This window comes from Citrobacter sp. CK180 (assembly GCF_030333655.1).
GTDB classification, from domain to species: domain Bacteria; phylum Pseudomonadota; class Gammaproteobacteria; order Enterobacterales; family Enterobacteriaceae; genus Citrobacter_B; species Citrobacter_B koseri.
On record NZ_JAOWFM010000044.1, the window covers coordinates 91,079 to 116,747 of the forward strand.

The 25,669-nt window shown below is 52.6% G+C and carries 18 protein-coding genes, 1 tRNA gene and 1 pseudogene; 12 read left to right on the forward strand and 8 right to left on the reverse strand.

Features of this window, described 5'->3' with window-relative positions; translation table 11 throughout:
* The first annotated feature begins 230 nt into the window (after positions 1-230).
* The 3 genes from rpsU (at position 231) to rpoD (ending at position 4,431) form a co-directional block, all read left to right on the forward strand.
* Complete coding sequence (gene rpsU, locus OGV50_RS09410) at positions 231-446, forward strand: 30S ribosomal protein S21 (protein ID WP_001144069.1); 216 nt, start codon at positions 231-233, stop codon at positions 444-446.
* Between the two features lie 164 nt (positions 447-610).
* Positions 611-2,356: a DNA primase gene (gene dnaG, locus OGV50_RS09415; RefSeq protein ID WP_012135203.1), complete on the forward strand. Its 1,746-nt coding sequence runs from the start codon at positions 611-613 to the stop codon at positions 2,354-2,356.
* 200 nt (positions 2,357-2,556) lie between these two features.
* Positions 2,557-4,431: an RNA polymerase sigma factor RpoD gene (gene rpoD, locus OGV50_RS09420; protein WP_256372597.1), complete on the forward strand. Its 1,875-nt coding sequence runs from the start codon at positions 2,557-2,559 to the stop codon at positions 4,429-4,431.
* A gap of 50 nt (positions 4,432-4,481) precedes the next feature.
* On the opposite strand, the gene mug is transcribed toward rpoD, so the two are convergent.
* Positions 4,482-4,988: a G/U mismatch-specific DNA glycosylase gene (gene mug, locus OGV50_RS09425; protein ID WP_012135205.1), complete on the reverse strand. Its 507-nt coding sequence runs from the start codon at positions 4,986-4,988 to the stop codon at positions 4,482-4,484.
* Between the two features lie 125 nt (positions 4,989-5,113).
* On the opposite strand from mug, the gene OGV50_RS09430 reads away from it, so the two are divergent.
* Positions 5,114-5,189 (forward strand) — tRNA-Ile (locus OGV50_RS09430).
* A gap of 115 nt (positions 5,190-5,304) precedes the next feature.
* Here OGV50_RS09430 and OGV50_RS09435 read toward each other — a convergent pair.
* Positions 5,305-5,604: a DUF1889 family protein gene (locus tag OGV50_RS09435; RefSeq protein WP_024130967.1), complete on the reverse strand. Its 300-nt coding sequence runs from the start codon at positions 5,602-5,604 to the stop codon at positions 5,305-5,307.
* A 588-nt stretch (positions 5,605-6,192) separates the two neighbouring features.
* Here OGV50_RS09435 and OGV50_RS09440 point away from each other — a divergent pair.
* Positions 6,193-6,291 (forward strand): annotated as a pseudogene (locus OGV50_RS09440) (hypothetical protein); the annotation flags it as partial.
* 54 nt (positions 6,292-6,345) lie between these two features.
* Here the strand turns inward: OGV50_RS09440 and dhaR are convergent.
* Together dhaR and OGV50_RS09450 are read right to left on the reverse strand one after the other, a co-directional pair.
* Complete coding sequence (dhaR, locus tag OGV50_RS09445) at positions 6,346-8,271, reverse strand: dihydroxyacetone kinase operon transcriptional regulator DhaR (protein ID WP_012135209.1); 1,926 nt, start codon at positions 8,269-8,271, stop codon at positions 6,346-6,348.
* A 105-nt stretch (positions 8,272-8,376) separates the two neighbouring features.
* Positions 8,377-9,474, reverse strand: a complete 1,098-nt coding sequence (locus OGV50_RS09450) for a glycerol dehydrogenase (RefSeq protein WP_024130968.1) — start codon at positions 9,472-9,474, stop codon at positions 8,377-8,379.
* Positions 9,475-10,068: 594 nt separating this feature from the next.
* Here OGV50_RS09450 and OGV50_RS09455 point away from each other — a divergent pair.
* Positions 10,069-11,727, forward strand: a complete 1,659-nt coding sequence (locus OGV50_RS09455; protein WP_286488514.1) for a glycerone kinase — start codon at positions 10,069-10,071, stop codon at positions 11,725-11,727.
* A gap of 59 nt (positions 11,728-11,786) precedes the next feature.
* On the opposite strand, the gene OGV50_RS09460 is transcribed toward OGV50_RS09455, so the two are convergent.
* A complete protein-coding gene (locus OGV50_RS09460) occupies positions 11,787-12,563 on the reverse strand; it encodes a siderophore-interacting protein (RefSeq protein ID WP_047463900.1) in 777 nt (258 codons plus the stop codon).
* A gap of 239 nt (positions 12,564-12,802) precedes the next feature.
* Here OGV50_RS09460 and OGV50_RS09465 point away from each other — a divergent pair, with 239 nt between their 5' ends.
* Positions 12,803-13,363, forward strand: a complete 561-nt coding sequence (locus OGV50_RS09465; RefSeq protein ID WP_286488515.1) for a PadR family transcriptional regulator — start codon at positions 12,803-12,805, stop codon at positions 13,361-13,363.
* Here OGV50_RS09465 and OGV50_RS09470 read toward each other — a convergent pair.
* Positions 13,360-14,925, reverse strand: a complete 1,566-nt coding sequence (locus OGV50_RS09470; RefSeq protein WP_286488516.1) for a methyl-accepting chemotaxis protein — start codon at positions 14,923-14,925, stop codon at positions 13,360-13,362. The two genes, OGV50_RS09465 and OGV50_RS09470, sit on opposite strands and share 4 nt — an antisense overlap.
* Before the next feature lie 327 nt (positions 14,926-15,252).
* Entirely contained in the window at positions 15,253-16,773 is a 1,521-nt protein-coding gene (locus OGV50_RS09475; protein ID WP_049010696.1) for a methyl-accepting chemotaxis protein, read from the reverse strand.
* A gap of 431 nt (positions 16,774-17,204) precedes the next feature.
* On the opposite strand from OGV50_RS09475, the gene ygjG reads away from it, so the two are divergent.
* Positions 17,205-18,584, forward strand: coding sequence for a putrescine aminotransferase (gene ygjG, locus OGV50_RS09480; RefSeq protein ID WP_111925746.1), 1,380 nt, complete (start codon positions 17,205-17,207; stop codon positions 18,582-18,584).
* Between the two features lie 283 nt (positions 18,585-18,867).
* Here the strand turns inward: ygjG and OGV50_RS09485 are convergent, their stop codons facing one another.
* The gene (locus OGV50_RS09485; RefSeq protein WP_049009430.1) at positions 18,868-19,200 is read right to left on the reverse strand and encodes a tRNA-binding protein; all 333 of its coding nucleotides are present in this window, start codon (positions 19,198-19,200) and stop codon (positions 18,868-18,870) included.
* Between the two features lie 219 nt (positions 19,201-19,419).
* On the opposite strand from OGV50_RS09485, the gene ebgR reads away from it, so the two are divergent.
* The 4 genes from ebgR (at position 19,420) to OGV50_RS09505 (ending at position 25,650) form a co-directional block, all read left to right on the forward strand.
* Complete coding sequence (ebgR, locus tag OGV50_RS09490; RefSeq protein ID WP_049009429.1) at positions 19,420-20,403, forward strand: transcriptional regulator EbgR; 984 nt, start codon at positions 19,420-19,422, stop codon at positions 20,401-20,403.
* A 207-nt stretch (positions 20,404-20,610) separates the two neighbouring features.
* Entirely contained in the window at positions 20,611-23,703 is a 3,093-nt protein-coding gene (gene ebgA, locus OGV50_RS09495; RefSeq protein WP_286488517.1) for a beta-galactosidase subunit alpha, read from the forward strand.
* On the forward strand, positions 23,700-24,149 hold the full coding sequence (locus tag OGV50_RS09500) for a beta-galactosidase subunit beta (protein WP_058668135.1): 450 nt from the start codon (positions 23,700-23,702) through the stop codon (positions 24,147-24,149). Before ebgA ends, OGV50_RS09500 begins: the two co-directional genes overlap by 4 nt.
* A 67-nt stretch (positions 24,150-24,216) precedes the next feature.
* Complete coding sequence (locus OGV50_RS09505; protein WP_049009425.1) at positions 24,217-25,650, forward strand: amino acid permease; 1,434 nt, start codon at positions 24,217-24,219, stop codon at positions 25,648-25,650.
* The last annotated feature ends 19 nt before the right edge of the window (positions 25,651-25,669 follow it).

Consider the following 25,669-nt stretch of genomic DNA (forward strand, 5'->3'; position numbering starts at 1 on the left):
TTTACCTCACTCTGATACCGCGCAGTGTAGGGCCAATGCGGGTTGATGTAAAACTTTGTTCGCCCCTGACGACAGCCTCGTGTATACTCCTCACCCTTATAAAAGTCCCTTTCAAAAAAGGCGTCGGTGCTTTACAAAGCAGCAGCAATTGCAGTAAAATTCCGCACCATTTTGAAATAAGCTGGCGCTGATGCCAGCGGCAAACCGATTTAATCAAAGGTGAGAGGCACATGCCGGTAATTAAAGTACGTGAAAACGAGCCGTTCGACGTAGCTCTGCGTCGCTTCAAGCGTTCCTGTGAGAAAGCAGGTGTTCTGGCGGAAGTTCGTCGTCGTGAGTTCTATGAAAAACCGACTACCGAACGTAAGCGCGCTAAAGCTTCAGCAGTGAAACGTCACGCGAAGAAACTGGCTCGCGAAAACGCACGCCGCACTCGTCTGTACTAATGCGTTGAGGGCGTAAGCTCTCGATTCAGACCGAGTTGTAGTTGTAAGGCCGTGCTTCCGAAAGGAATGCGCGGCTTATTTTCGTTTATGCATTGGCATATATACAAAATCATTCAGGATGCGGCAAAGCGGTGCCTGAAGGGTGAAGTGTATAAAAGGGGCATATGGCTGGACGAATCCCACGCGTATTTATCAATGACCTGCTGGCACGCACCGACATCATCGATCTGATCGATGCGCGGGTGAAGCTGAAAAAGCAGGGCAAGAATTTTCACGCGTGCTGTCCGTTCCATAACGAAAAAACCCCCTCTTTCACCGTGAACGGTGAAAAACAGTTTTACCACTGCTTTGGCTGCGGCGCACACGGCAACGCGATCGATTTCCTCATGAACTACGACAAGCTCGATTTCGTGGAAACCGTCGAAGAACTGGCTGCAATGCACAACCTGGAAATTCCCTACGAAGCAGGGACAGGTCTTAGCCAGATAGAGCGCCATCAACGGCAAAACCTCTATCAGTTAATGGACGGGCTGAATGCGTTTTATCAACAGTCGCTCGCCCACCCCACAGCAGAGCCTGCGCGCCAATATTTGCAAAAACGCGGCCTTAGCGCTGAAATCGTTCAACGCTTCGCGATTGGTTTCGCTCCGCCAGGCTGGGATAACGCATTAAAACGTTTCGGTAATAATAGCGACAACAGAGCGCTGTTACTGGATGCCGGAATGCTGGTCAACAATGACCAGGGCAGAACCTACGATCGTTTCCGTAATCGGGTGATGTTCCCGATTCGCGATAAACGAGGACGGGTGATTGGTTTTGGTGGTCGCGTACTCGGTAACGATACGCCGAAATACCTGAACTCCCCGGAAACCGATATTTTCCATAAAGGTCGACAGCTGTATGGCCTTTATGAAGCTCAGCAACATAACGCTGAACCGCAGCGACTACTTGTTGTTGAAGGCTATATGGACGTTGTCGCGCTGGCGCAGTACGACATTAACTACGCCGTGGCATCGTTGGGAACATCGACAACAGCCGACCATATCCACATGTTATTCCGGGCGACTAACAATGTGATTTGCTGTTATGACGGCGATCGGGCCGGACGCGATGCGGCATGGCGAGCGCTTGAAACGGCAATGCCCTATATCACCGACGGACGGCAGTTGCGCTTTATGTTCCTGCCTGATGGCGAAGACCCGGATACGCTGGTGCGTAAAGAGGGCAAAGAAGCATTCGAAGCACGGATGGAGCAGGCTCTGCCGCTCTCTCTGTTTCTCTTCAATAGCCTCTTGCCGCAGGTTGATTTGAGTACACCGGATGGAAGTACGCAGCTTGCCGCGCTGGCGCTGCCGCTGATTAACCAGGTTCCCGGAGATACGCACAGGATCCAGCTACGACAGATGCTGGGGCTGAAATTAGGCATCTTTGACGATAGCCAGCTTGACCGCTTAATGCCAAAACAGGCAGAAAGTGGCACGGTACGCCCTGCTCCGCAGCTAAAACGCACGACCATGCGTATACTTATAGGGTTACTGGTACAAAACCCGGATTTGGCGCCGTTAGTACCACCGCTAGGCGGTCTGGATCAAAAAAAGCTGCCCGGGCTTGGCTTATTTGAAGAACTGGTCAACACTTGTTTGTCTCAACCAGGTCTGACCACCGGCCAACTTTTAGAACATTATCGCGGCACAAATAGTGCTGCGACCCTTGAAAAATTGTCGATGTGGGACGATATAGCTGATAAGGACATTGCTGAAAAAACCTTCACCGACTCACTCAACCATATGTTTGATTCGATGCTTAAGCTGCGCCAGGAAGAGTTGATTGCTCGCGATCGCACACACGGTTTAAGCAACGAAGAACGCCGGGAACTCTGGACGCTGAACCAGGAACTGGCCAAAAAATGAATTGATAGACAAAACCATTCAAGTTGTATTAAGGCAGCAAGAGAACGCAGCTAACGCAGAGACAACTTGAAGGATGACGTATTTAACGGCTTAAGTGCCGAATAGCGATCGGGAAGCCCCCGACAGCCGCACTGAGAGGCAGCGGCAAAAATATAAGTACGCCCTCGCTTTAAAGGTTGGCAGATACACCGCCGACACCAATCAAACGAAATAAGTGTGGATACCGTCTTATGGAGCAAAACCCGCAGTCACAGCTGAAGCTTCTTGTCACCCGTGGTAAGGAGCAAGGCTATCTGACCTATGCCGAGGTCAATGACCATCTGCCGGAAGATATCGTCGATTCAGATCAAATCGAAGACATCATCCAAATGATCAACGACATGGGTATTCAGGTGATGGAAGAAGCACCGGATGCCGATGATCTGCTGCTTGCTGAAAACACCAACAACACCGACGAAGACGCGGAAGAAGCTGCTGCTCAAGTTTTATCCAGTGTTGAATCTGAAATCGGTCGTACCACTGACCCGGTACGCATGTACATGCGTGAGATGGGTACGGTTGAACTGTTAACCCGTGAAGGCGAAATCGACATCGCTAAACGTATTGAAGACGGGATCAACCAGGTTCAATGCTCCGTTGCCGAATACCCGGAAGCGATTACTTATCTGCTTGAACAGTACGATCGCGTTGAAGCCGAAGAAGCTCGCCTGTCAGATCTGATCACCGGCTTTGTTGACCCGAACGCTGAAGAAGATATGGCGCCTACCGCCACGCACGTCGGTTCTGAACTCTCTCAGGAAGAGATGGACGACGACGATGATGAAGACGAAGAAGAAGACGACGACAGCAGCGATGACGACAACAGCATCGACCCGGAACTGGCGCGCGAAAAATTCGCAGAGCTGCGTACGCAGTACGAAGTCACCCGTGACACCATCAAAGCGAAAGGTCGCAGCCACGCCGATGCGCAGACCGAAATTCTGAAGCTGTCTGAAGTGTTTAAGCAGTTCCGCCTGGTGCCGAAGCAGTTCGACTACCTGGTGAACAGCATGCGCGTCATGATGGATCGCGTTCGCACGCAAGAACGCCTGATCATGAAGCTCTGTGTTGAGCAGTGCAAAATGCCGAAGAAAAACTTCATCACCCTGTTCACCGGCAACGAAACCAGCGAAACCTGGTTCAATGCCGCCATTGCGATGAACAAGCCGTGGTCCGAAAAGCTGCACGATGTCACTGAAGACGTTCAGCGCAGCCTGCAAAAACTGCAACAGATTGAAGAAGAAACCGGCCTGACCATCGAGCAGGTAAAAGACATCAACCGTCGCATGTCCATCGGCGAAGCGAAAGCCCGCCGTGCGAAGAAAGAGATGGTTGAAGCGAACTTGCGTCTGGTTATCTCTATCGCCAAAAAATACACCAACCGTGGTCTGCAATTCCTGGATCTGATTCAGGAAGGCAACATCGGTCTGATGAAAGCGGTAGACAAGTTCGAATACCGTCGTGGTTACAAATTCTCCACCTATGCCACCTGGTGGATTCGTCAGGCGATCACCCGCTCTATCGCGGATCAGGCGCGCACCATCCGTATTCCGGTGCATATGATTGAGACCATCAACAAACTCAACCGTATCTCCCGCCAGATGCTGCAAGAAATGGGTCGCGAGCCGACGCCAGAAGAGCTGGCCGAGCGCATGCTGATGCCGGAAGACAAGATCCGTAAAGTGCTGAAGATCGCCAAAGAGCCTATCTCCATGGAAACGCCGATCGGCGACGATGAAGATTCGCATCTGGGGGATTTCATCGAGGATACCACCCTCGAGCTGCCGCTGGACTCTGCCACCACCGAGAGCCTGCGTGCCGCAACGCACGACGTGCTGGCTGGCCTGACGGCGCGTGAAGCAAAAGTGCTGCGTATGCGTTTCGGTATCGATATGAACACCGACCATACGCTGGAAGAAGTGGGTAAACAGTTTGACGTTACCCGCGAACGTATCCGTCAGATCGAAGCGAAGGCGCTGCGTAAACTGCGTCACCCGAGCCGTTCTGAAGTGCTGCGTAGCTTCCTGGATGATTAATCTCGCCGCATAAGCATCAACGCCACCGCAAGGTGGCGTTTTTTTACCGCTTACAGTCCATCAACCACCAGCGATTCATCAAGTTCCCGATACGCCTCCACCAGTTTTTCCGTCCTGATGCGATTTAAGCCGCTGGGATTCGGCAACACCCAGATCTGCGTATCGCCAATGGTCATCGTCTGTTTTCCCCACTGCGCGCCGCGCTGGCTAAATCCCTGCTCAAACGCCTGCTTGCCCAGAATCGCCAACGCCGCAGGTTGATAGTGCTCAATCTTCTCAATGAGCTTATGGCCGCCGCTACGCATCTCCTGAAGCTTAACTTCGTTCGCCTGTACGGTAGGTCTGTCGACAAATTTGGTAACGCCACAGCGGAAATCCAGCAGATGCTGCGCCTCTTCCGGTTTCAGTTGACGCCCGGTAAATCCGGCAAGGTGGATTACCTTCCAGAAACGGTTGGCAGGATGCGCGAACGGGAACCCTGTCCCCGCAGAAGAGAGGCCGGGATTGATGCCGCAAAATACCACTCTCAGCTCCCGCGCCAGTATGTCCTTAACCATATTAACTCCTGAACGATACATCAGGCTGAAAGTATAACGGATTGAAAATACGTTGTTTATAAAAACAGCATCCGTACGGTTATGGCTGGATTGCAACACGGAGTTACTTTATAATCCACCGCCACGGCCCCTTAGCTCAGTGGTTAGAGCAGGCGACTCATAATCGCTTGGTCGCTGGTTCAAGTCCAGCAGGGGCCACCAAATTTCAAGGACTTGCGAGAAATCGCAGGTCCTTTTTTTCTGGGCGGTCGGAATAGATGCTCCCGAATTGAAGGCGAGAGCATCGGGGCAGATAGATCTTTTGTGCGCGCTCAGCTTACACCAGTGCCCGAAGCTGCTCACGCATATATAAAGAAAAATATTCAGGGTTTTTAATAAGCACCCGTTCTCCTGACGCAATTTTTTCAGCCCACCCGACCAATTTTTCCGTAAACCCGGCATTCCACCCTTCCCGATCGCCTCGGGCTGCCACATCTTCTGCTCTCGCCGGAACCCCCAACTCGTTCAAATATTTAAAAATCCCCTTGGCTGTACTTTCATCCATTGGATGTGGGACTGAAGCAGATGTATTCATACCGTTAATGAAATCTAAGGCTTTATCAATGACTGCTGGCATACTTTTATCCTTAAAATTAACCATCTGAAAAACACCTCTCTAATATGCCCCTGGATTGAACTTAATATCAAAGAAATCATTAAATTTATCCTTTTCTTTCAACCAGGTTTCGAGGTGAGTCACAACACCATCCGTCTTCTGCTCCACAGATCAACCAGATAGCCCGCAAGGCTGGAGACAACAAGCGCAGCAAGTGTGGGGGATTAGACGCCTGGTGAGGAGGCGGTCAGTGCCGGGTTCACCGAGAGAAAAAACAAAATTAATTACGCTCCAGTTTGATACGCCTCTAAAAATATGAGTTTCAGTATGAAACACAAATAATGGTCTGTAGAGAAAAGTGTGATCATGTCGAATGACATTAATCAAAGAATACGTTCGGAAGATAATTACGTTATCAATTGAGCAATTTTTATCCTGTTGACTTAATACCTGAGAGCGACAAAATAAAGAACACGAAATAAAACATTTACCACCGCGCGATAATTCATCGCGGCCTCAGCCCTGTACGTCGTAGCAGGATATGTTATTGGCAGAAACTGCGTTGCGCTGTTTCTCTGAATGCTCATCCGAACCCTGGAAGGTCTTATTATGAGCTATCGTATGTTTGATTATCTGGTGCCAAATGTGAACTTTTTCGGCCCCAATGCCATTTCGGTTGTGGGCGAACGCTGCAAACTGTTGGGCGGGCTGTAACCCGGAAAAATTTGCGGATATCGCCGGGAGCCCCCGGCGAAAGCCGGTCTAGTCGTGATGCTTGCGCTTGAACTGGCTGGCGTCGATGTCGTACTGCTTCATCTTACGCCACAGCGTAGTGCGGCCAATGTTCAGCAAATGAGACATTTCCTGCACCCGTCCGCTGGTGACGCGGGCGGCATGGATAATCGCCTCTTTCTCGATAGCCGTAAACGTCAGGCTGGCGGGTAACAGCGATGATGTCGTATCCACGCCGGGGCGTTCAGAAAACAGATATTCCGGCAGATTACTCAGGCGGATGTGGCCGTTATCGCTGCTGATAGCGATGTTTTCGATGACGCTGTTCAGCTCAAAGTCATTGCCCGGCCAGGAATAGGCCACCAGTTGCGCCAGCGCATCATCATCCACCTTCAGGCTGGTTGAAAAGCGTTTTTTCAGGCCGTTCAGCCGGTTATAGACCAGCGAAGGGATGCTGTTACGCCGCGCGCGCAGCGGAGGAATAATAATTTCAAACGAATGCAGGGCATAGTAAAGCTGACGGCTAAAGCGGTTCTGCTCGACCAGATTCGCCAGATCAACCGTGGTCGTCGCGATCACTTTCACATCCACCGGGATCAGACGTCGCGCGTCAAGGCGGGTTAACACGCCCTGCTTGATCACTTGCAGCAGCGCAGACTGTAACTCCGGCGCCAGATATTCAATTTTTTCCAGAAACAGCGTGCCACCGCTCGCCAGTTCAAGGCGACTCAGACGACCATTTTCATCATCGGTCGGCGCACTGCCCATAAAATCCTGCCCCAGCACGCTATTGGCATAGAGCTGGCAGTTTACGGCGATATAAGGCCCGCTCGCGCGCTCGCTTTCGTTGTGGATAGCCTGGCTGAGAAGCTCTTTGCCCACCCCTTCTTCACCACACAGCAGAACCGGGAAGCTCCCCCTCGCCGCCTGGCGGCCAAAGTGGATCAACCGACGTGTTTCTGGATCGTCCGTCGACATCTGTTCAAAGGTATGGCTCACTTTCCCCAGTTGACTGGTCATCAACTGGCGCATTTGCTCCACCGGGTGCAGCAGCAGAATAAAGCTGTTGCCCTGCTCCTCAACTATCGGTTTCAGGGTAATGACGGCATCAACAAACTGATGCTGACTTTCAAAAGTCACTTCGACATGGCTCAACCCGCGGGCGTGTTTAATGGCGCGACGCAGCAAGGCAGGCAAATTGACCAGATCATGGATGTTTTTCCCCTGGCTGGCCTGCGTATCCAGATGCAGCATCGTGGCCGCCCGCGCGTTGAGAAACTGCAACACGCCCTGCTCGTTCCACGCCATAACGCCATCATCCATGCTTTCCAGCAGCCCGTACATCTGATTCAGATGACGATTAGACTCGGCCAACAGGCTATCGGTTAACAGTGAATTTCCCACTTCACGGGCGATCGCCAGCGTCAGCGATAAATCAGAGACTGACTGGTGCTCCACCAGACAGCAGAGCGAAATGGAGCCAAACAGGCGGCCGTGATTATCAAATACCGGGGTTGAGCAGAATGACCACGGGTGCAGCGCCTGTTTAAAATGCTGCTCTCCGGCCGTTTTGGTTGGCTGCCCCGGCATGGTTGCCAGCGACAGCGCACAGCTGCCGATGATGCTTTCCGCACAGTAGCTGCCGTCGAGAAAGCCCAGTTCCGCCAGTTTCTCCAGCGTCCCGGGGTCGCCGCAGCGGTTTAAGATACAGGCGGATTCATCCAGGATAAACAGCGCGCAAGGTCGTCCATCCATGAACTCCCAGGCATCTTCCAGCGCAGCCTGGCCTATCGTCAGCAACGCCGTTTTGCGTCGGCAAATCGATTCAAAGGTCAGCCCTTGCGCCTGGTGCGGCGTCTGCCAGGTTTCTCGCTGCATAAACTTGCTGCAACGATGCCATGACTGAGCGATGACGGAAGATACTTCCTTCCCGATGTCCTGCGTCTGAGCCGTCATATCCTTTTCCGCTGTTTTACCATAGACAACCCCTCCGGCCGGAACGGTCAGAGGGGAGGAGAAACTGCCTGTTCATCTCGGGAAGAGAACGTAACTAAAGGCGGATTAACGCGCCAGCCACTGCTGGCCTAACAGATCCGCCGTCAGAATCGCGGCATAAACGCTGTCCGGCGTCACCTCAAACGGCATATTGTGGATGGTTTCGCCTTCCGCGCAGGTCGCTTTCGCCACCGCCTGAATTTTCCCTTCAATGCCGTCTTTCACGCCCATCTGCGCGAGGGTAATCGGCAGCCCCACTTTCTCGCAGAACCCCAGAACGGTTTCGATCTCTTCCATCGGGCTGTTCTGTAATACCAGTTGCGCCAGCGTGCCAAACGCGACTTTTTCGCCGTGATACAAATGGTGGCACTCTTCCAGAATAGTGAAACCGTTGTGAATCGCATGCGCCCCGGCCAGACCGCTGCTCTCAAAGCCAATGCCGCTGAGATAGGTGTTGGCTTCAACGATACGTTCCAGCGCATCAGTCACAACGCCAGCCTGAGCCGCCAGACGCGCTTTTTCACCTTCTGCGAGCAATGTATCATAACACAGGCGCGCCAGGCTCAAGGCCGCCGCCGTAGACTGCCCGCCCGCCATGCTGGTCGCTCTGGCGTCATAGCAGGCTTTCGCTTCAAACCAGGTGGAAAGCGCATCCCCCATCCCGGACACCAGTAAACGCACCGGCGCTTTGGCGATGATTGCCGTGTCCATCACCACCATATCCGGGTTTTTCGGGTAGATCAGATACTCTTCAAACTCGCCCGCTTCGGTATAGATAACCGACAATGCGCTGGTCGGGGCATCGGTGGACGCAATAGTCGGAATAATAACGACCGGCAGTTTCTGGTAGTAACCAATGGCTTTTGCCGTATCAAGCGTTTTCCCGCCGCCGATCCCCACCACGCCACGGCAGCCTTTTTGTTTCAAAATGGCCATCAGACGGTTGATTTCAACATGGCTGCATTCGCCATTGAAACGTTCTGCGTGGCAACGGATTTCGTGGCTATTCAGGCCATTCAGCACCTTCTCTCCCGCCAGCTTCATGACGAAGTCATCTGCAATCACGAAAAAGCTGTCCGCCAGGTCTTTGGCATATTGACCGAATAAGACAGAAGCATCAGGTCCCTGGAGATATTTGGCTGGAGATTGAATAACTTTTAGCATTCCTGTCATCCTCAAATAAGTGCATGTATTTACATGGTGAGCCCTGGCGTTATCCTGTTTGGCCCTGTGTTAATGGCGAAAACGGAGCGATACCGGAGCGATGCAATCACTGTAGGACGAGGCATCGCCAAAAAAATCTTTCCTCTTTTTGTTCTGAAATGGAACACAGAAAAATTCATCACGTTTCATAGTGGAACAATAAACCCTAAAAAACGGCAGGATTGCGATCCCGATCCGTTCAGCCTTCTCATAATGCCTCTGAAAAAAGGGGAATCATGCGTGGTTTTCGCCGTCGATTGCCGACAAGACAGGAAAATATTTTTCTGTCCGGCCAACTTTTCTGCGTGAATGAGCGGGAAAAAGGCGCGCTCCGGCTCGCATTTTGGCTTTTTTCCATCAGAAAACGTTTCATTACGGAACATAAAATAATAATTTCGTTTCGTAATGAAACTCATTTTCCTCAAATTTTTTTCTTCATGAACTCAGCCAGAATCTCCTCATCGCCGACCTGCCCCGCAGCGTCCCGATGATGAGCGCCTCCGCAACCATAATGTGCAGCCGGGGGTGTGTTTTTCCCACTCTCCAGGAACCGTTATGACTCAATTCTTTTTTAACCAGCGACCCCATCTCGTCAATGACGTCATTGAAGGAACGATTATCTCCAGCCCGTGGAACAATCTGGTGCGCCTGGAGAGCGATCCGGCGATTCGTGTCGTGGTTCGCCGCGATCTGAACCGTAACAACGTCGCGGTGATTTCCGGCGGCGGCTCCGGGCACGAACCTGCCCACGTTGGCTTCATCGGGAAAGGCATGTTAACCGCTGCCGTCTGCGGCGATCTGTTTGCCTCCCCCAGCGTCGATGCAGTGCTGACCGCTATTCAGGCGGTCACTGGCGACGCCGGCTGCCTGTTAATCGTAAAAAACTATACCGGCGATCGTCTGAACTTCGGCCTTGCGGCAGAGAAAGCGCGCCGTCTGGGCTACAACGTTGAAATGCTGATTGTCGGGGATGACATTTCGCTGCCAGACAATAAGCACCCACGTGGTATCGCGGGTACCATTCTGGTTCATAAAGTCGCCGGCTATTTTGCCGAACGCGGCTACAACCTGGCGACCGTCTTGCGTGAAGCGCAGTACGCCGCCAACAATACCGTGAGTCTTGGCGTTGCGATTTCCAGTTGCCATCTGCCGCAGGAGACGGAGAACGCGCCACGCCATCATCCTAATCAGTCTGAGCTGGGCATGGGGATCCACGGTGAACCCGGCGCATCAGTCATTGATACCCAAAACAGCGCGCAGATTGTGAGCCTGATGGCCGACAAACTCCTCTTCGCCCTGCCTGAAACCGGTCGTCTGGCGGTGATGGTCAATAACCTTGGCGGCGTCTCCGTCGCGGAAATGGCCATCATCACGCGTGAACTGGCGCGCAGCCCGCTGCATAAACGCATCGACTGGCTTATCGGCCCGGCTTCACTGGTGACTGCGCTGGATATGAAAGGTTTTTCACTGACGGCAATGGTGCTGGAAGAAAGTATCGAAAAAGCGTTGCTCTCCGGGGTGGAAACCAGCAGTTGGCAAACGCCGGTGCCGCCGCGTGAGATAACCACTATGCCATCCTCACTGCAAAGCGCGCGGGTAGAGTTTCAGCCTTCAGAGAACGCGTTAGTTGCCGGAATTGTTGAGCTGGTCACCCGCACGCTGTCCGATCTGGAAATGGATCTTAACGCGCTGGATGCCAAAGTCGGCGACGGCGATACCGGCTCAACCTTTGCGGCAGGCGCGCGTGAAATCGCGGGCCTGCTACACCGCCAGCAGTTGCCGCTCGACCATCTCGCCACGCTGTTCGCACTCATTGGCGAACGCCTGACCGTCGTCATGGGTGGCTCCAGCGGTGTGCTGATGTCCATTTTCTTTACCGCTGCGGGGCAGAAACTGGAGCAAGGCGCCAGTGTGGCGGAAGCGCTGAATACCGGTCTGGCGCAGATGAAGTATTACGGTGGCGCGGATGAAGGCGATCGTACCATGATCGACGCTTTACAGCCGGCCCTGACATCGCTGCTTGCGCAGCCACAGGATCTGCACGCGGCCTTTTCCGCCGCGCAAAATGGCGCAGAACGTACCTGTCAGTCCAGCAAAGCCAACGCCGGACGCGCATCCTACCTCAGCAGCGAAAGCCTGCTTGGCAATATGGACCCTGGCGCACACGCCGTGGCAATGGTGTTTAAAGCGCTGGCGGAAAGTCACAACGCCTGATAGTCAGCAGAAAACCGGGCCCGCAGTGGCCCGGTTAAACTTCCACCTGTAAGGAATGATTAAGCCGGCTTACGATGCCAGTATGCTGCGGCGCGCACCCGTTGCGGATCAAACTGTTCCGTCTCAAAGCGACGGCTCAGATGCTTAACCACTTTCCCTTCGCCCGTGATCCAGATGAAATAATCCGCCTCCGGCACCGTTAATTGCGCCAGTCGCTCATCAATCGCCTGCTCATCGTGTCCGACCACCCATTCAATGGCAAAGCCATCAAGATGCGCCAGATAATCCTGATATGCGGCATCCTGTACGCTGACCAGCGCCGTAACATGCGGGCGAACGGACAAGCGATCGAGCGCTTCCAGGCGGCGGCGCAGCGCTGGCATCCCTGACTCATCGCAGACATAAACCTGATATGCATAGTCTTCCGGCACCACCAGCGATCCACGCGGCCCACCGATGGTGAGCGTGTCGCCTTCGCGAGCGTTTACTGCCCATGTGCTCGCCACGCCGCCGTCGTGAATAAAGAAATCCAGCGCCAGCTCGTGCCGCTCTTCATCATATAAGGGCGTGTAATCGCGGGAAGCAGGACGTACGCCCTCTCCCCAGACAATCCCTTCGTCCGTCACCGTCGGAGGAACGAACAGGCTGCCCGGTTCAGGGAAAAACACTTTGGTGTGATCGTCAAAGCCGCGCGAGCTAAAGCCTTCCAGCGCTTCACCGCCAAGAACAATGCGCTGAAAACCGGCGCTAATACGCTCGACGCGCAGAACGGTAAGTTCACGAAAACGCAGTTCGTTACGAACGCGCTGTGGGTAGCGTGAGGATGTATTTATCATTTTTTCGCCTTCATGCAGATAATACGATATATCTAAATTAAATTTTAAATGATAATGATTGTTAGTTATGAAGATTGCAAGCACTTTTTTGATACAGTAATCTTCGATATATCTCACGATATAAAATAATTTTAATCACTTTAAAATCAATAAATTAAATAAAACAAAAATCGATCAACTTGCAAGATTACAAGTTTTAGATATAAATTAGATATATCTAAATAAAACAGGAGTACATCATGCGACATCATCATGAAGGTTGCGAGAGAGAACATCACCACGGCCATGAACATGGCTGCGAGCACCGTCATGGCCGGGGCAGCGGCGGCGGACGTCGCCAGCGCTTTTTTGGCCACGGCGAACTACGCCTGGTGATTCTGGAAATTTTAACCCGCGAGGCCAGCCACGGTTACGAATTGATTAAAGCCATCGAGAACCTGACGCTGGGCAACTACACCCCAAGCCCAGGCGTGATTTACCCAACGCTGGATTTTCTTCAGGATCAGGAATTTATCACTATCAAAGAAGAGGACGGCGGGCGTAAGCAGATCACCATTACAGAGCAGGGGCAACGGTGGCTGGAAGAGAACCGTGAACACCTGGAGCACATCCACGAACGAGTGAAAGCGCGCTGCGTCGGCTTTGAACTGCGTAAGAACCCGCAGATGAAACGGGCGCTGGACAACTTCAAAGCCGTGTTGGATCTGCGGGTAAATCAGGGCGGGATCAGCGACGCGCAGCTTAAGCAGATAATCGGCGTTATCGATCGCGCGGCGCTGGAAATCAGCCAACTGGATTAAGCAGGCAGTACGTCCTCCGCACGGATGCGGAATACTTTCACGATCTCTTTTAAGTGCTGGGCCTGCTCATTCAGCGACGCCGCTGCCGCAACGGACTCCTCAACCAGACACGAGTTCTGTTGCGTGGTGGCGTCAATCAGCCCAATCGCGCTGTTGATTTGCGAAATCCCATCGGTTTGTTCGCGACTGGCCTGGCCGATTTCACGCAGAATCACATCCATCTCTTCAACGTTATCCACCATACCATTAATCAACGCACTGGCTTTTTCCACCAGTTGCATCCCCTCTTGCGTCTGGCTGGTAGAGTCTTCGATCAGGTGGCGGATCTCACTGGCCGACGACGCGCTTTTTTGCGCCAGTTGACGAACTTCCCCCGCCACGACCGCGAAGCCACGCCCGTGTTCCCCGGCGCGAGCGGCTTCCACGGCGGCGTTAAGCGCCAGAATGTTGGTCTGGAAGGCAATAGAATCAATCAGGTTGATAATGTCGGACATGCGGTTAGAGGTCTCATTTATCACGCGCATTTTTTGCGTGACCTGACGCATCATCTCACCGTTATTTTTCACCACGCTGGCCGCATCGGCAGAAAGATGGGTCGCTTCGCTGGTGTGGTCCGCCGTATTTTTGACGGTGGCGGTAATCTGCTCCATAGAGGCCGCCGTTTGCTCAACAGAACTGGCCTGTTCTTCAGTACGCGCCGCCAGATCCTGGTTGCCCGCGACAATTTGCGCCGCCGCGCTGGAGATATTTTCAGAGCCGTTCTGAACTTCCTGCACGATCACCAACAGACGGTTTTTCATCTCCATCAGCGCCTGTAACAGCACGCCGGTTTCATCCTTTTGCGCGATATGAATCGTGCGGGTCAAATCCCCCTCCGCAATCGCCCCGGCAAACTGCACGGCGTCATTAAGCGGTCGGGTAATGGAACGTACGATGTACCATCCCATTATCACTCCGGCGGCAATGCTGATAAGCGCCAGGAGAATCAGCTGTGCCCGGTTGGTGCGAAAATCCTGGTCAACCGACGCGCCCGCATTACGCATCAGCGTATCTTCAATAGCGATCAGCTCCTGTACTTTGGCTTTATACGCCTGCTGTATGTTGACGGTGGTCGTCATCATTTCCTGTATCGCCGCCGGACGATCATGGTTCTGAATTTCCTGCAAAATACGGAACCGGGAGGCCAGATACTGCTGACGCACATCGCGAATTCCGGCGATAATGGCCTTTGAAGCCTCGTCCTGACGGCTGGCGGACAGTTCATCGAGCAATACCGTAATGCGCTGGCTAATCGCATCCAGCTGCTTTTGCGACTCCTGGCTCCAGCGTCCTTCTTCATCCAGCAGCATCAGCTGCTGCGTGCTAACGAAATCCTGAAAATTATCGATCAGCAGGTTGGCTTTCACCGTTGTGGGATAATCGTGAGTAATGATGTTCTGCATACTGGTATTCATTCGATCCAGGCTGAACAACGAAAGGCCAGAACTCACGATCATCAGTACAATAAACAAACCAAACGCAATAAATAATTTCGAGCGGATCTTCATGTTATGCAAAAGCATATTTCCCCCTGGAGATTGTTTTTCCTCTATACAGGGTTCGTTATCGGTTACGGTTGCGCTAACTTTATGATATTGATCGTTTTTTATTTCAAGTTATTACAGTAAATAGTTTTCAACGATGAATATCGGCAGACCGATCGTTGTACAATTCATTTTTCAGGTTCGGGAAAATGAAGAATCACACAAAATAACGCAGCGGGTTTAAATAAGGAAATAGCTCGAAATGGTAAATATTTAATATGTGCTTAACATTGTTAGCCCAATATTATGACAAAACGCTTATCGGCTTCGATAAACGTTTGTCGGCAGAAATAAAGGGAATTTGATTTAATGCAGAACCGTTACCGCGTCTTCCAGACGGCTGGCGCGATGTTTAACCATCGCTGAAACCTGAGCGCTCTCCTCCACCAGCTCGGCATTTTTCTGCGTGATATGGTTTAACTCATCCACGGCGCGGGTCAGGCTGGAGAGTCCGTCCGCCTGTTCCAGCGTCGAGTGGCTGATTTGCGCAATAAGCTGAGTGACGTTTTGCACCTGGGCCACAATATCATCCATCGTGCGTCCTGCCGCATGCACCTGTTCGGAACCAGACTGTACCCGGCTTGCGCTGGCGTCAATGAGCTTACGAATATCATTCGCCGCGCTGGCGCTTCGGCTGGCAAGATGGCGAACCTCCCCGGCGACAACGGCAAATCCTTTACCCTGCTCGCCCGCTCGCGCTGCTTCAACCGCCGCGTTCAGCGCCAGGATATTCGTCTGGAAAGCAATGTCGTTAATCAGCGTAGTGATTGTGCCAATCTGCTGCGTGCTGTCAGCGATGTCATCCATCGTTTTAATGACGGTTTCCATCGCCTCTCCGCCCTGCGTCGCCGCACTGCTGGCCGCGCTGGATAATTTATCGGCGGCGGACGCGGTGGTGGAATTTTTCTTCACGGACTCCGCCATCTGGTTCATGGTCGTCACCGTCTGCTGCACATTCTCCACCGTCTGGCGGGTGTGTTTATTCAGATCGTCATTGCCTTTCGCTAGCGTCTCGCTGCCGTTTCTGACGCTGGAGACCTGGCTTGAGACGTCATTAATCAGCCAGCGGCACATAAGCCCAAGCTGGCCTACCGCGCGCAACATCAGCCCCAGTTCGTCACTACGGTTAAGATGCGATACGCTATTACGCTCGCCCGTTGCGACTTTCAACGCCTGCCGGGCGACATTTTCGATCGGACGCACAATCTGCCATTCAAACACCGCCGTTCCCGCCAGCATCAGCAGGGCGTTCACGAATAGCGCTGGCCACGCAACGCCCATTTGCGCCATCGCCGCCATCAGCACCACGCCCGTTAGCGCCATAACGCTGCGTACACGCCAGCGAATGGGGATTGCCGGCAGTTTCCCCAGCCAGCCTTTACGCACCACCAGTCCTTTGTGGATACGTTTGTTGCTGCGGCCTTCATTCAGCGCCTTATACAAAGGCTCAACGGCAGCAATCTCTTCGTCTGTCGCGCGGGTACGAATCGACATATAGCCGGTCACGCGCCCTTCCCGCACCATCGGCACCGCATTCGCCCGCACCCAGTAGTGATCGCCATTCTTCCGTCGGTTTTTCACGATGCCGCTCCACGGCTCACCCTGCCTGAGGGTGTACCACATATCCGCAAACGCGGCTTTCGGCATGTCCGGGTGGCGTACCAGATTATGCGGTTGCGTAAGCAGTTCATTCAGCGTAAAGCCGCTTACCTGAACGAAGGTATCATTTGCATGGGTGATATAGCTTTGCAGGTCAGTTGTGGACATCAGGGTTGTATCATCATCCAGCGGATAATTATGCTGGCTGACGTAGGGATGAGAAGACATGGTTGCGTCCTGTGCAGGTTACTTGAATGTTAACTTTTCTGTCAGATGTTATTTCGGCGATAATTGGTTTATCTTTAGTTGTTAAATTTGATTTAGATCGCAATTTGCGTTTAAACCGTAATATTTGTATGTTTTCTAATTCATTGATTTAAAATACTTTCGTTAAGTAACTATTCAGTTCTGCTATAACTTCCGCCCCATATACGCACACCGCCCGCACTGTTCTGGTGCGACGGCCCGCCCGTCAGCCCCCGCGTCCCCACACACGCACTGCGCAAAACATCACCAATTGTTAATGAATGAGATTAAATATTGCACACTTGATATTTTCCCTGGTGTTTATCCCGATTTTCATGATCCGCGCCGATATGGCGCAATCCCTGCAATACTTAACTCAGTATCATGTGATACGCGAGTTCCGGGAGCATATTTTGAACAGGTTACCTTCCAGCGCATCGGCCCTGGCCTGTAGCGCACACGCACTGAATCTCATTGAAAAGCGAACGCTTGATCATGAGGAAATGAAAGCACTGAACCGAGAGGTGATTGATTACTTCAAAGAGCATGTTAATCCGGGGTTTTTAGAGTATCGAAAATCTGTGACCGCTGGCGGGGATTACGGAGCCGTAGAGTGGCAAGCGGGAAGTCTGAATACGCTTGTCGACACCCAGGGACAGGAGTTTATTGATTGCCTGGGTGGTTTTGGCATTTTCAACGTGGGGCACCGTAATCCAGTTGTCGTATCCGCCGTACAGAATCAACTCGCAAAACAACCTCTGCACAGCCAGGAGTTACTGGACCCGCTCCGGGCCATGCTGGCTAAAACGCTCGCAGCGCTTACGCCTGGAAAACTGAAGTACAGTTTTTTCAGCAACAGCGGCACCGAATCGGTAGAAGCGGCGCTGAAACTGGCGAAGGCGTATCAGTCGCCGCGCGGTAAGTTTACCTTTATCGCTACCAGCGGCGCGTTTCACGGTAAATCGCTGGGGTCGCTTTCCGCCACGGCGAAATCCACGTTCCGCAAGCCGTTTATGCCGCTGCTGCCGGGCTTTCGCCATGTACCGTTTGGCAACATTGAGGCCATGCGTACTGCGCTTAGCGAGTGTAAAAAAACCGGCGACGATGTAGCAGCCGTCATTCTGGAACCAATCCAGGGCGAGGGCGGCGTGATCCTGCCGCCGCAGGGCTATCTGACCGCCGTGCGTAAACTCTGCGATGAGTTTGGCGCCCTGATGATTCTGGATGAAGTCCAGACCGGCATGGGGCGCACCGGTAAGATGTTCGCCTGTGAACATGAAAACGTGCAGCCTGACATTTTATGTCTGGCAAAAGCGTTGGGCGGCGGCGTGATGCCGGTTGGGGCAACCATCGCTACCGAAGAGGTGTTCTCCGTTCTGTTCGATAATCCGTTCCTGCACACCACAACCTTTGGCGGCAACCCGCTGGCCTGTGCGGCAGCATTAGCGACCATTAACGTGTTGCTGGAGCAGAATCTACCGGCACAGGCGGAGCAGAAAGGCGATATGTTGCTGGACGGCTTCCTCCAGCTTGCCAGGGAATACCCTGACCTGGTGCAGGACGCTCGCGGAAAAGGGATGTTGATGGCGATTGAGTTTGTTGACAACGAAATCGGCTACAACTTCGCCAGCGAGATGTTCCGCCAGCGGGTACTGGTTGCCGGGACGCTCAACAACTCGAAAACGATTCGCATCGAACCACCGCTGACATTAACAATTGAGCAGTGTGAGCAGGTGTTAAAGGCGACCCGCAAGGCTCTGGCGGCGTTACGGGTGAGCGTGGAGGAAACATAACACATCGCCGGATGGCGCTACGCTTATCCGGCCTACAGGAATCCGATCCGTAGGCCGGATAAGATGCGCCAGCATCGCCATCCGGCAAGTTCACACAACCCGCACGCCCGCCTGTAGACCGGATAAGATGCGCCAGCATCGCCATCCAGCAATATTCACACAGCCCACACACCCGCCTGTAGGCCGGATAAGACGCGCCAGCATCGCCATCCAGCAAGTTCACACAGCCCGCATACCCGCCTGTAGGCCAGATAAGATGCGCAAGCATCGCCATCCGGCAAGTTCACACAACCCGCACGCCCGCAGGCATTACGCGTTCCGGCGTCAGCAATACGCTTTCACTGCCGTCATCGGTTTCGGCGCACAGCAACATGCACTCTGACGTTTCACCACGCATTTTGGCTTTTTGCAGATTGCACAGTACCACCACCGTTTTCCCCATCAGCGCATCCTCTCGGTAATAAGGTACGAGGCTGGTTACCGTTTGCAGCGTACGCTCGCCCACATCCACCTGCACAATGTAAAGCTTATCGGCATTATCATGACGCTTTACCTGTACAATCTTTCCAACACGCAGCTCCAGTCGGGCAAAATCCGCAAAGGCCACCGTCTCCATCTTTTTCTCCTTTTGGTAAAATTTTACTAAATCATAGCAATAATTTTTCCAGGCACTGTTCTTAAAAAAGGGGAAATGCTGCGTTTATCACACTCTTTAAGCTGAAATTTACCCCTGGCACGTCAAATAAACGCGCTTTATTTACTGAAAACAGATGCATAGATAAGCACTTCCTTTACAATGAAAAGGCTACTCAGGGGAAAGTCGAAAAAGGTAATCATGGCAACACTTAAAGATATCGCAATTGAAGCTGGCGTATCCCTGGCGACAGTGTCGCGGGTCTTAAACGACGACCCCACGCTGAATGTCAAAGAAGAGACCAAACACCGCATTCTGGAAATCGCGGAAAAGCTGGAGTACAAAACCAGCAGCGCCCGTAAGAGCCAGAATAGTACGGTCAGCCTGCAACACATTCTTGCCATCTACAGTTATCAGCAAGAGCTGGAAATTAACGATCCCTACTATCTGGCAATCCGCCACGGGATTGAGACACAGTGTGAAAAACTGGGGATTGAACTGACCAACTGCTACGAACACAGCGGGTTGCCGGATCTTAAAAATATCACCGGCATTCTCATTGTCGGCAAGCCCTCAGCCGCCTTACGCGACGCCGCCGCCGCGCTGACTGACAATATCTGCTTTATCGACTTTCACGAATCAGGCAGTGAATACGATGCCGTCGATATCGATTTGTCCCGCATCAGCAAAGAGATCATCGACTTTTTCATTGCTCAGGGCGCAACCCGTATTGGTTTTATTGGCGGGGAGGATGAGCCCGGCAAAGCCGATATCCGCGAAGCCGCGTTTGTCGAATATGGCCGCCTGAAGCAGGTCGTGCGTGAAGACGATATCTGGCGCGGTGGTTTTTCCAGTTCATCAGGTTACGAACTGGCGAAACAAATGCTGGCTAAAGCGGATTATCCGCGCGCGCTGTTTGTCGCCTCCGACTCGATAGCCATTGGCGTGTTACGCGCAATCCATGAGCATGGCCTTGAAATCCCACGCGACATCTCCCTGATAAGCGTGAATGACATTCCGACGGCGCGATTCACCTTCCCACCGCTTTCCACGGTGCGCATTCATTCCGAAATGATGGGCAGCCAGGGCGTAAATCTGGTGTACGAAAAAGCCCGTGACGGGCGTGCACTGCCGCTGCTGGTCTTCGTTCCCAGTAAACTTAAACTGCGCGGCACCAGCCGCTAACTCCCCTTTTCCACCGCCCGGTTTTCCTGATAGCCGGGCGCATTCCGCTTTTCGCCGTTTTTCTTCTCACTGCTTATTTTCGTGATCCAGTTAAAGTAAATCATTTTACCCACTACATTTTAGTAAATATTTTACTAAAATCATTTCCCATAACGCACACTTACCATCGCCTTGAAGGGTTCCGACTTCGCTCCACAGGGAGGCATTATGAATCGCTGGGAAAACATTCAGCTGACCCACGAAAACAGACTGGCGCCACGCGCCTACTTTTTTTCTTATGACTCAATAGCTCAGGCTCGCACATTCGCCCGCGAAACCAGCAGCTATTTTTTGCCGCTAAGCGGTCAGTGGAACTTTCAGTTCTTCGACCACCCGCTTCAGGTGCCGGAAGCCTTTACCTCAGAGTATATGCGTGACTGGGGAACAATTACCGTTCCAGGGATGTGGCAAATGGAAGGCCACGGCAAGCTGCAATATACCGACGAAGGCTTCCCGTTTCCGATCGATGTGCCGTACGTCCCCAGCGATAACCCCACCGGCGCTTATCAACGCATTTTCACGCTGAGCGAAGGCTGGCAAGGAAAGCAAACGCTGATTAAATTCGACGGCGTCGAAACGTATTTCGAAGTTTATGTGAACGGCCATTATGTGGGATTCAGCAAAGGTAGCCGCCTGACGGCAGAGTTCGACATCAGCGCAGTCTCGAAGACGGGCGACAACCTGTTATGCGTCCGCGTGATGCAATGGGCAGATTCCACCTATGTTGAAGACCAGGATATGTGGTGGTCGGCGGGCATCTTCCGCGACGTTTATCTGGTTGGTAAACACACCGTCCACATTCAGGACTTCACCGTTCGCACCGATTTTGACGACGATTATCGCAATGCCACCCTCTCCTGTCAGCTGGTTCTGGAAAACCTGACCGCCGACCCGGCAATCGCTTCTCTGGAGTATGCGCTGTTTGACGGTGAGGATGTTGTACATGCAGGCGCCATCAACGCACTGACCATTGACCAGCGCATCAGCACCGACTTTACTGTTGGCGTTCACGCTCCGCACCAGTGGTCCTCTGAGTCGCCGTATCTCTACCACCTGGTGATGACCCTGAAAGACGCTAACGGCAATACTCTTGAAGTGGTGCCGCAACGCGTGGGCTTTCGCGATATTCAGGTTCGCGACGGGCTGTTTTACATCAACAACCGCTACGTGATGCTGCACGGCGTCAACCGCCACGATAACGATCATCTTAAAGGTCGGGCTGTCGGCATGGATCGCGTTGAAAAAGATCTGCGGTTAATGAAACAACACAACATCAACTCGGTACGAACCGCGCACTACCCTAACGATCCACGTTTCTACGAGCTCTGCGATATCTACGGCCTGTTTGTGATGGCGGAAACTGACGTCGAGTCACACGGATTCGCTAACATCGGCGATATCAGCCGCATCACCGACGACCCGACGTGGGAAACGGTCTACGTCGAGCGCATCGTGCGCCATATCCATGCGCAGAAAAACCACCCTTCTATCATCATCTGGTCGCTGGGCAACGAATCCGGGTACGGCTGTAATATTCGCGCGATGTACCACGCCGCCAAAGCGCTGGATGACACGCGCCTGATTCACTACGAAGAAGACCGCGACGCCGAAGTGGTGGATATCATCTCCACCATGTATACCCGCGTGCCGCTGATGAACGAGTTTGGTGAGTACCCGCATCCGAAGCCGCGCATCATCTGCGAATACGCCCACGCGATGGGCAACGGCCCCGGCGGGCTAACCGAATATCAAAATGTCTTTTACCAGCACGACTGCATTCAGGGGCACTACGTCTGGGAATGGTGCGATCACGGTATTCAGGCGAAAGACGACGATGGCAACGTGTGGTACAAATTTGGCGGCGATTACGGCGACTACCCGAATAACTACAACTTCTGTCTTGATGGTCTGATTTACCCTGACCAGACGCCGGGCCCGGGTCTGAAGGAGTACAAGCAGGTCATTGCACCTGTAAAAATCCACGCGCAGGATCTGGAACGTGGCGAACTGAAAGTAGAAAACAAGCTGTGGTTCACCTCCCTTGACGACTATACCCTGCATATTGACGTTCGTGCCGAAGGGGAGACGCTCTCCACGCAGCAGATCAAACTGCGCGACGTCGCGCCGAATAGCGAGGCGTTACTGCACTGCACGTTGCCAGCGCTGGATGGGCGAGAAACGTTTCTTAACGTCACCGTGACCAAAGACTCCCCCACACTCTACAGCGACGCAGGGCATCATATCGCCGCCTGTCAGTTCCCGCTGAAGGCCAGAACGGCGCCTCCTGTACCGTTTAGCCAGCCAAACGCGCGCGCGTTGACGCTGGAAGACGATCGTCTGAGTTGCACCGTGCGCGGCTACAACTTCCATCTGACGTTCTCAAAACTGAACGGGAAGCCAACCGCCTGGAACGTTAATGGTGAAGCGCTGCTGACCCGCGCGCCAAAAATCAATTTCTTTAAGCCGACAATTGATAACCACAAGCAGGAGTTCGACGGGCTCTGGCAACCAAACCATCTGCACATCATGCAGGAGCATCTGCGGGCGTTTACCGTCGAGCAAACGGAAGATGCGGTGCTGATTACCAGCCACACCCTTGTTGCTCCGCCGGTATTTGATTTCGGCATGCGCTGTACGTATCGCTGGCGCATTGCGATGGATGGTCAGGTAAACGTCGCGCTTTCCGGCGAACCCTACGGCGAATATCCGCACATTATTCCGTGTATTGGCTTCACGATGGGAATCAATGGCGCCTTCGATCAGGTTGCCTGGTATGGTCGCGGCCCGGGAGAAAACTATGCCGACAGTCAGCAGGCCAACATCATCGACATCTGGCGCTCCACCGTGGATGACATGTTTGAGAATTATCCGTTCCCGCAGAACAACGGTAATCGCCAGCATGTACGCTGGGCGACGCTAACCAACCGCCACGGCAACGGCCTGCTGGTGGTGCCGCAACGCCCCATCAACTTCAGCGCCTGGCATTACACGCCAGAAAACCTCTTTGCCGCGCAGCACTGCAATGAGTTGCAGCGCTGCGACGACATCACCCTGAATCTGGATCATCAGTTGCTTGGGCTGGGTTCCAACTCCTGGGGAAGCGAAGTGCTCGATTCCTGGCGCGTCTGGTTCCGGTCATTCCGTTATGGCTTTACGTTGCTACCGGTGTCCGGCGGCGAAGCGACCGCCCAGGCTATCGCCAGTCATGCCTTCGGCACGGATTTCTTTTCCACAAATTTGCATAGCGAGAATGAAAAATGAGGCTCCTCGATAACTTAGAACAATTCCGGCAGGTCTACGCCTCTGGTCGGAAATGGCAGCGCTGCGTTGAAGCGATTGAAAATATAGACAACATTCAGCCCGGCGTCGCTCACTCCATCGGGGATTCTCTGACGTATCGCGTGGAAACCAACTCTGCCGCTGATGCGCTGTTTACCGGGCATCGCCGTTACGTTGAAGTGCATTACTACCTGCAAGGGCGACAAAAAATTGAATATGCTGCCAAAGATACGTTGCAGGTCGTTGAATATTATCGCGATGAAACCGATCGCGAATATCTGAAAGGTTGCGGAAACACCGTAGAGGTTCACGAAGGACAGATGGTGATTTGCGACAACCATGAAGCCTACCGTTTTATCTGTAATCACGCTGTAAAAAAAGTCGTACTCAAAGTGACCATTGAAGATGGTTATTTTCATAACAAATAAAAATAACGGGCGGCACCTGTGATGTGCCGCTGACTACCCTACAAAAATCAGGAATCGGAGATGTGTTATGTCTGATACCAAACGTAATACAATCGGCAAATTCGGCTTACTCTCGCTTACCTTTGCCGCCGTTTACAGTTTTAATAACGTTATCAATAATAATATTGAGCTGGGACTGGCATCGGCACCGATGTTTTTCCTGGCAACAATTTTCTACTTTATCCCCTTCTGTTTAATTATTGCAGAATTCGTTTCATTAAATAAAAACTCTGAAGCTGGCGTTTATGCTTGGGTAAAAAGCTCCCTCGGCGGACGCTGGGCATTTATTACCGCCTACACCTATTGGTTCGTTAACTTGTTCTTTTTCACCTCGCTGCTCCCGCGCGTAATTGCCTATGCCTCTTATGCGTTCCTGGGCTACGAATATATTCTGACGCCGGTCGCAACAACCGTATTGAGTATGGTGCTGTTCGCCTTCTCAACCTGGGTTTCCACCAACGGGGCAAAAATGCTGGGGCCAATCACCTCCGTCACCTCCACGCTGATGCTCCTGTTGACGCTTTCCTATATTTTACTGGCCGGTACGGCGCTGGTGGGCGGCGTTCAGCCTGCCGATCCGATCACCGTGGAGGCGATGATCCCGAACGTTAACTGGGCGTTCCTCGGCATTACGACCTGGATCTTTATGGCCGCAGGCGGCGCGGAATCTGTTGCGGTGTATGTTAACGACGTAAAAGGCGGATCAAAATCATTTGTAAAAGTGATCATCCTGGCCGGGATTTTCATCGGCGTGCTTTATTCCATTTCATCGGTACTGATCAACGTATTCGTAAGCAGTAAAGAGCTGAAATTTACCGGCGGTTCAGTACAGGTCTTCCACGGTCTGGCAGCCTGGTTTGGTCTGCCCGAACTGTTGATAAACCGCTTTGTCGGTCTGGTTTCTTTTACTGCGATGTTCGGCTCCCTGCTGATGTGGACTGCAACGCCGGTTAAAATTTTCTTCTCTGAAATTCCCGCAGGGATTTTTGGCAAAAAAACCGTCGAACTGAATGAAAACGGCGTCCCCGCCCGCGCCGCCTGGATTCAGTTCCTGATTGTCATTCCGTTGATGATTATCCCGATGCTCGGCTCGAATACCGTTCAGGAATTAATGAACACCATCATTAATATGACCGCAGCGGCCTCCATGCTGCCTCCGCTGTTTATTATGCTGGCCTACCTGAATCTGCGGGCAAAACTGGAGCACTTACCGCGAGACTTCCGTATGGGATCGCAAAGAACCGGTATTATCGTCGTGTCGATGTTAATTGTTATATTTACCATCGGATTTATTGCCTCCACTTTCCCAACCGGCGGCAATATTATGACCATTGTTTTCTATAACGTGGGCGGTATTGTTATTTTCCTCGGATTCGCCTGGTGGAAATACAGCCGATACATTAAAGGACTCACAAAAGAAGAACAGGATATTGAAGCCGCACCCGCATCAAACATTAATTAACAGATTGATTTTATAACTA

Excerpts from the sequence above, each read along its gene's own strand:
- dhaR (WP_012135209.1), bottom strand. The coding sequence starts at position 8,271 with ATGACGGCTCAGACGCAGGACATCGGGAAGGAAGTATCTTCCGTCATC.
- dnaG (WP_012135203.1), top strand. The coding sequence starts at position 611 with ATGGCTGGACGAATCCCACGCGTATTTATCAATGACCTGCTGGCACGC.
- OGV50_RS09505 (WP_049009425.1), top strand. The coding sequence starts at position 24,217 with ATGTCTGATACCAAACGTAATACAATCGGCAAATTCGGCTTACTCTCG.
- OGV50_RS09435 (WP_024130967.1), bottom strand. The coding sequence starts at position 5,604 with ATGCCAGCAGTCATTGATAAAGCCTTAGATTTCATTAACGGTATGAAT.
- OGV50_RS09460 (WP_047463900.1), bottom strand. The coding sequence starts at position 12,563 with ATGATAAATACATCCTCACGCTACCCACAGCGCGTTCGTAACGAACTG.
- mug (WP_012135205.1), bottom strand. The coding sequence starts at position 4,988 with ATGGTTAAGGACATACTGGCGCGGGAGCTGAGAGTGGTATTTTGCGGC.
- rpsU (WP_001144069.1), top strand. The coding sequence starts at position 231 with ATGCCGGTAATTAAAGTACGTGAAAACGAGCCGTTCGACGTAGCTCTG.
- ebgA (WP_286488517.1), top strand. The coding sequence starts at position 20,611 with ATGAATCGCTGGGAAAACATTCAGCTGACCCACGAAAACAGACTGGCG.
- OGV50_RS09485 (WP_049009430.1), bottom strand. The coding sequence starts at position 19,200 with ATGGAGACGGTGGCCTTTGCGGATTTTGCCCGACTGGAGCTGCGTGTT.
- ebgR (WP_049009429.1), top strand. The coding sequence starts at position 19,420 with ATGGCAACACTTAAAGATATCGCAATTGAAGCTGGCGTATCCCTGGCG.
- OGV50_RS09500 (WP_058668135.1), top strand. The coding sequence starts at position 23,700 with ATGAGGCTCCTCGATAACTTAGAACAATTCCGGCAGGTCTACGCCTCT.
- OGV50_RS09455 (WP_286488514.1), top strand. The coding sequence starts at position 10,069 with ATGACTCAATTCTTTTTTAACCAGCGACCCCATCTCGTCAATGACGTC.
- OGV50_RS09450 (WP_024130968.1), bottom strand. The coding sequence starts at position 9,474 with ATGCTAAAAGTTATTCAATCTCCAGCCAAATATCTCCAGGGACCTGAT.
- OGV50_RS09475 (WP_049010696.1), bottom strand. The coding sequence starts at position 16,773 with ATGTCTTCTCATCCCTACGTCAGCCAGCATAATTATCCGCTGGATGAT.
- OGV50_RS09470 (WP_286488516.1), bottom strand. The coding sequence starts at position 14,925 with ATGCTTTTGCATAACATGAAGATCCGCTCGAAATTATTTATTGCGTTT.
- OGV50_RS09465 (WP_286488515.1), top strand. The coding sequence starts at position 12,803 with ATGCGACATCATCATGAAGGTTGCGAGAGAGAACATCACCACGGCCAT.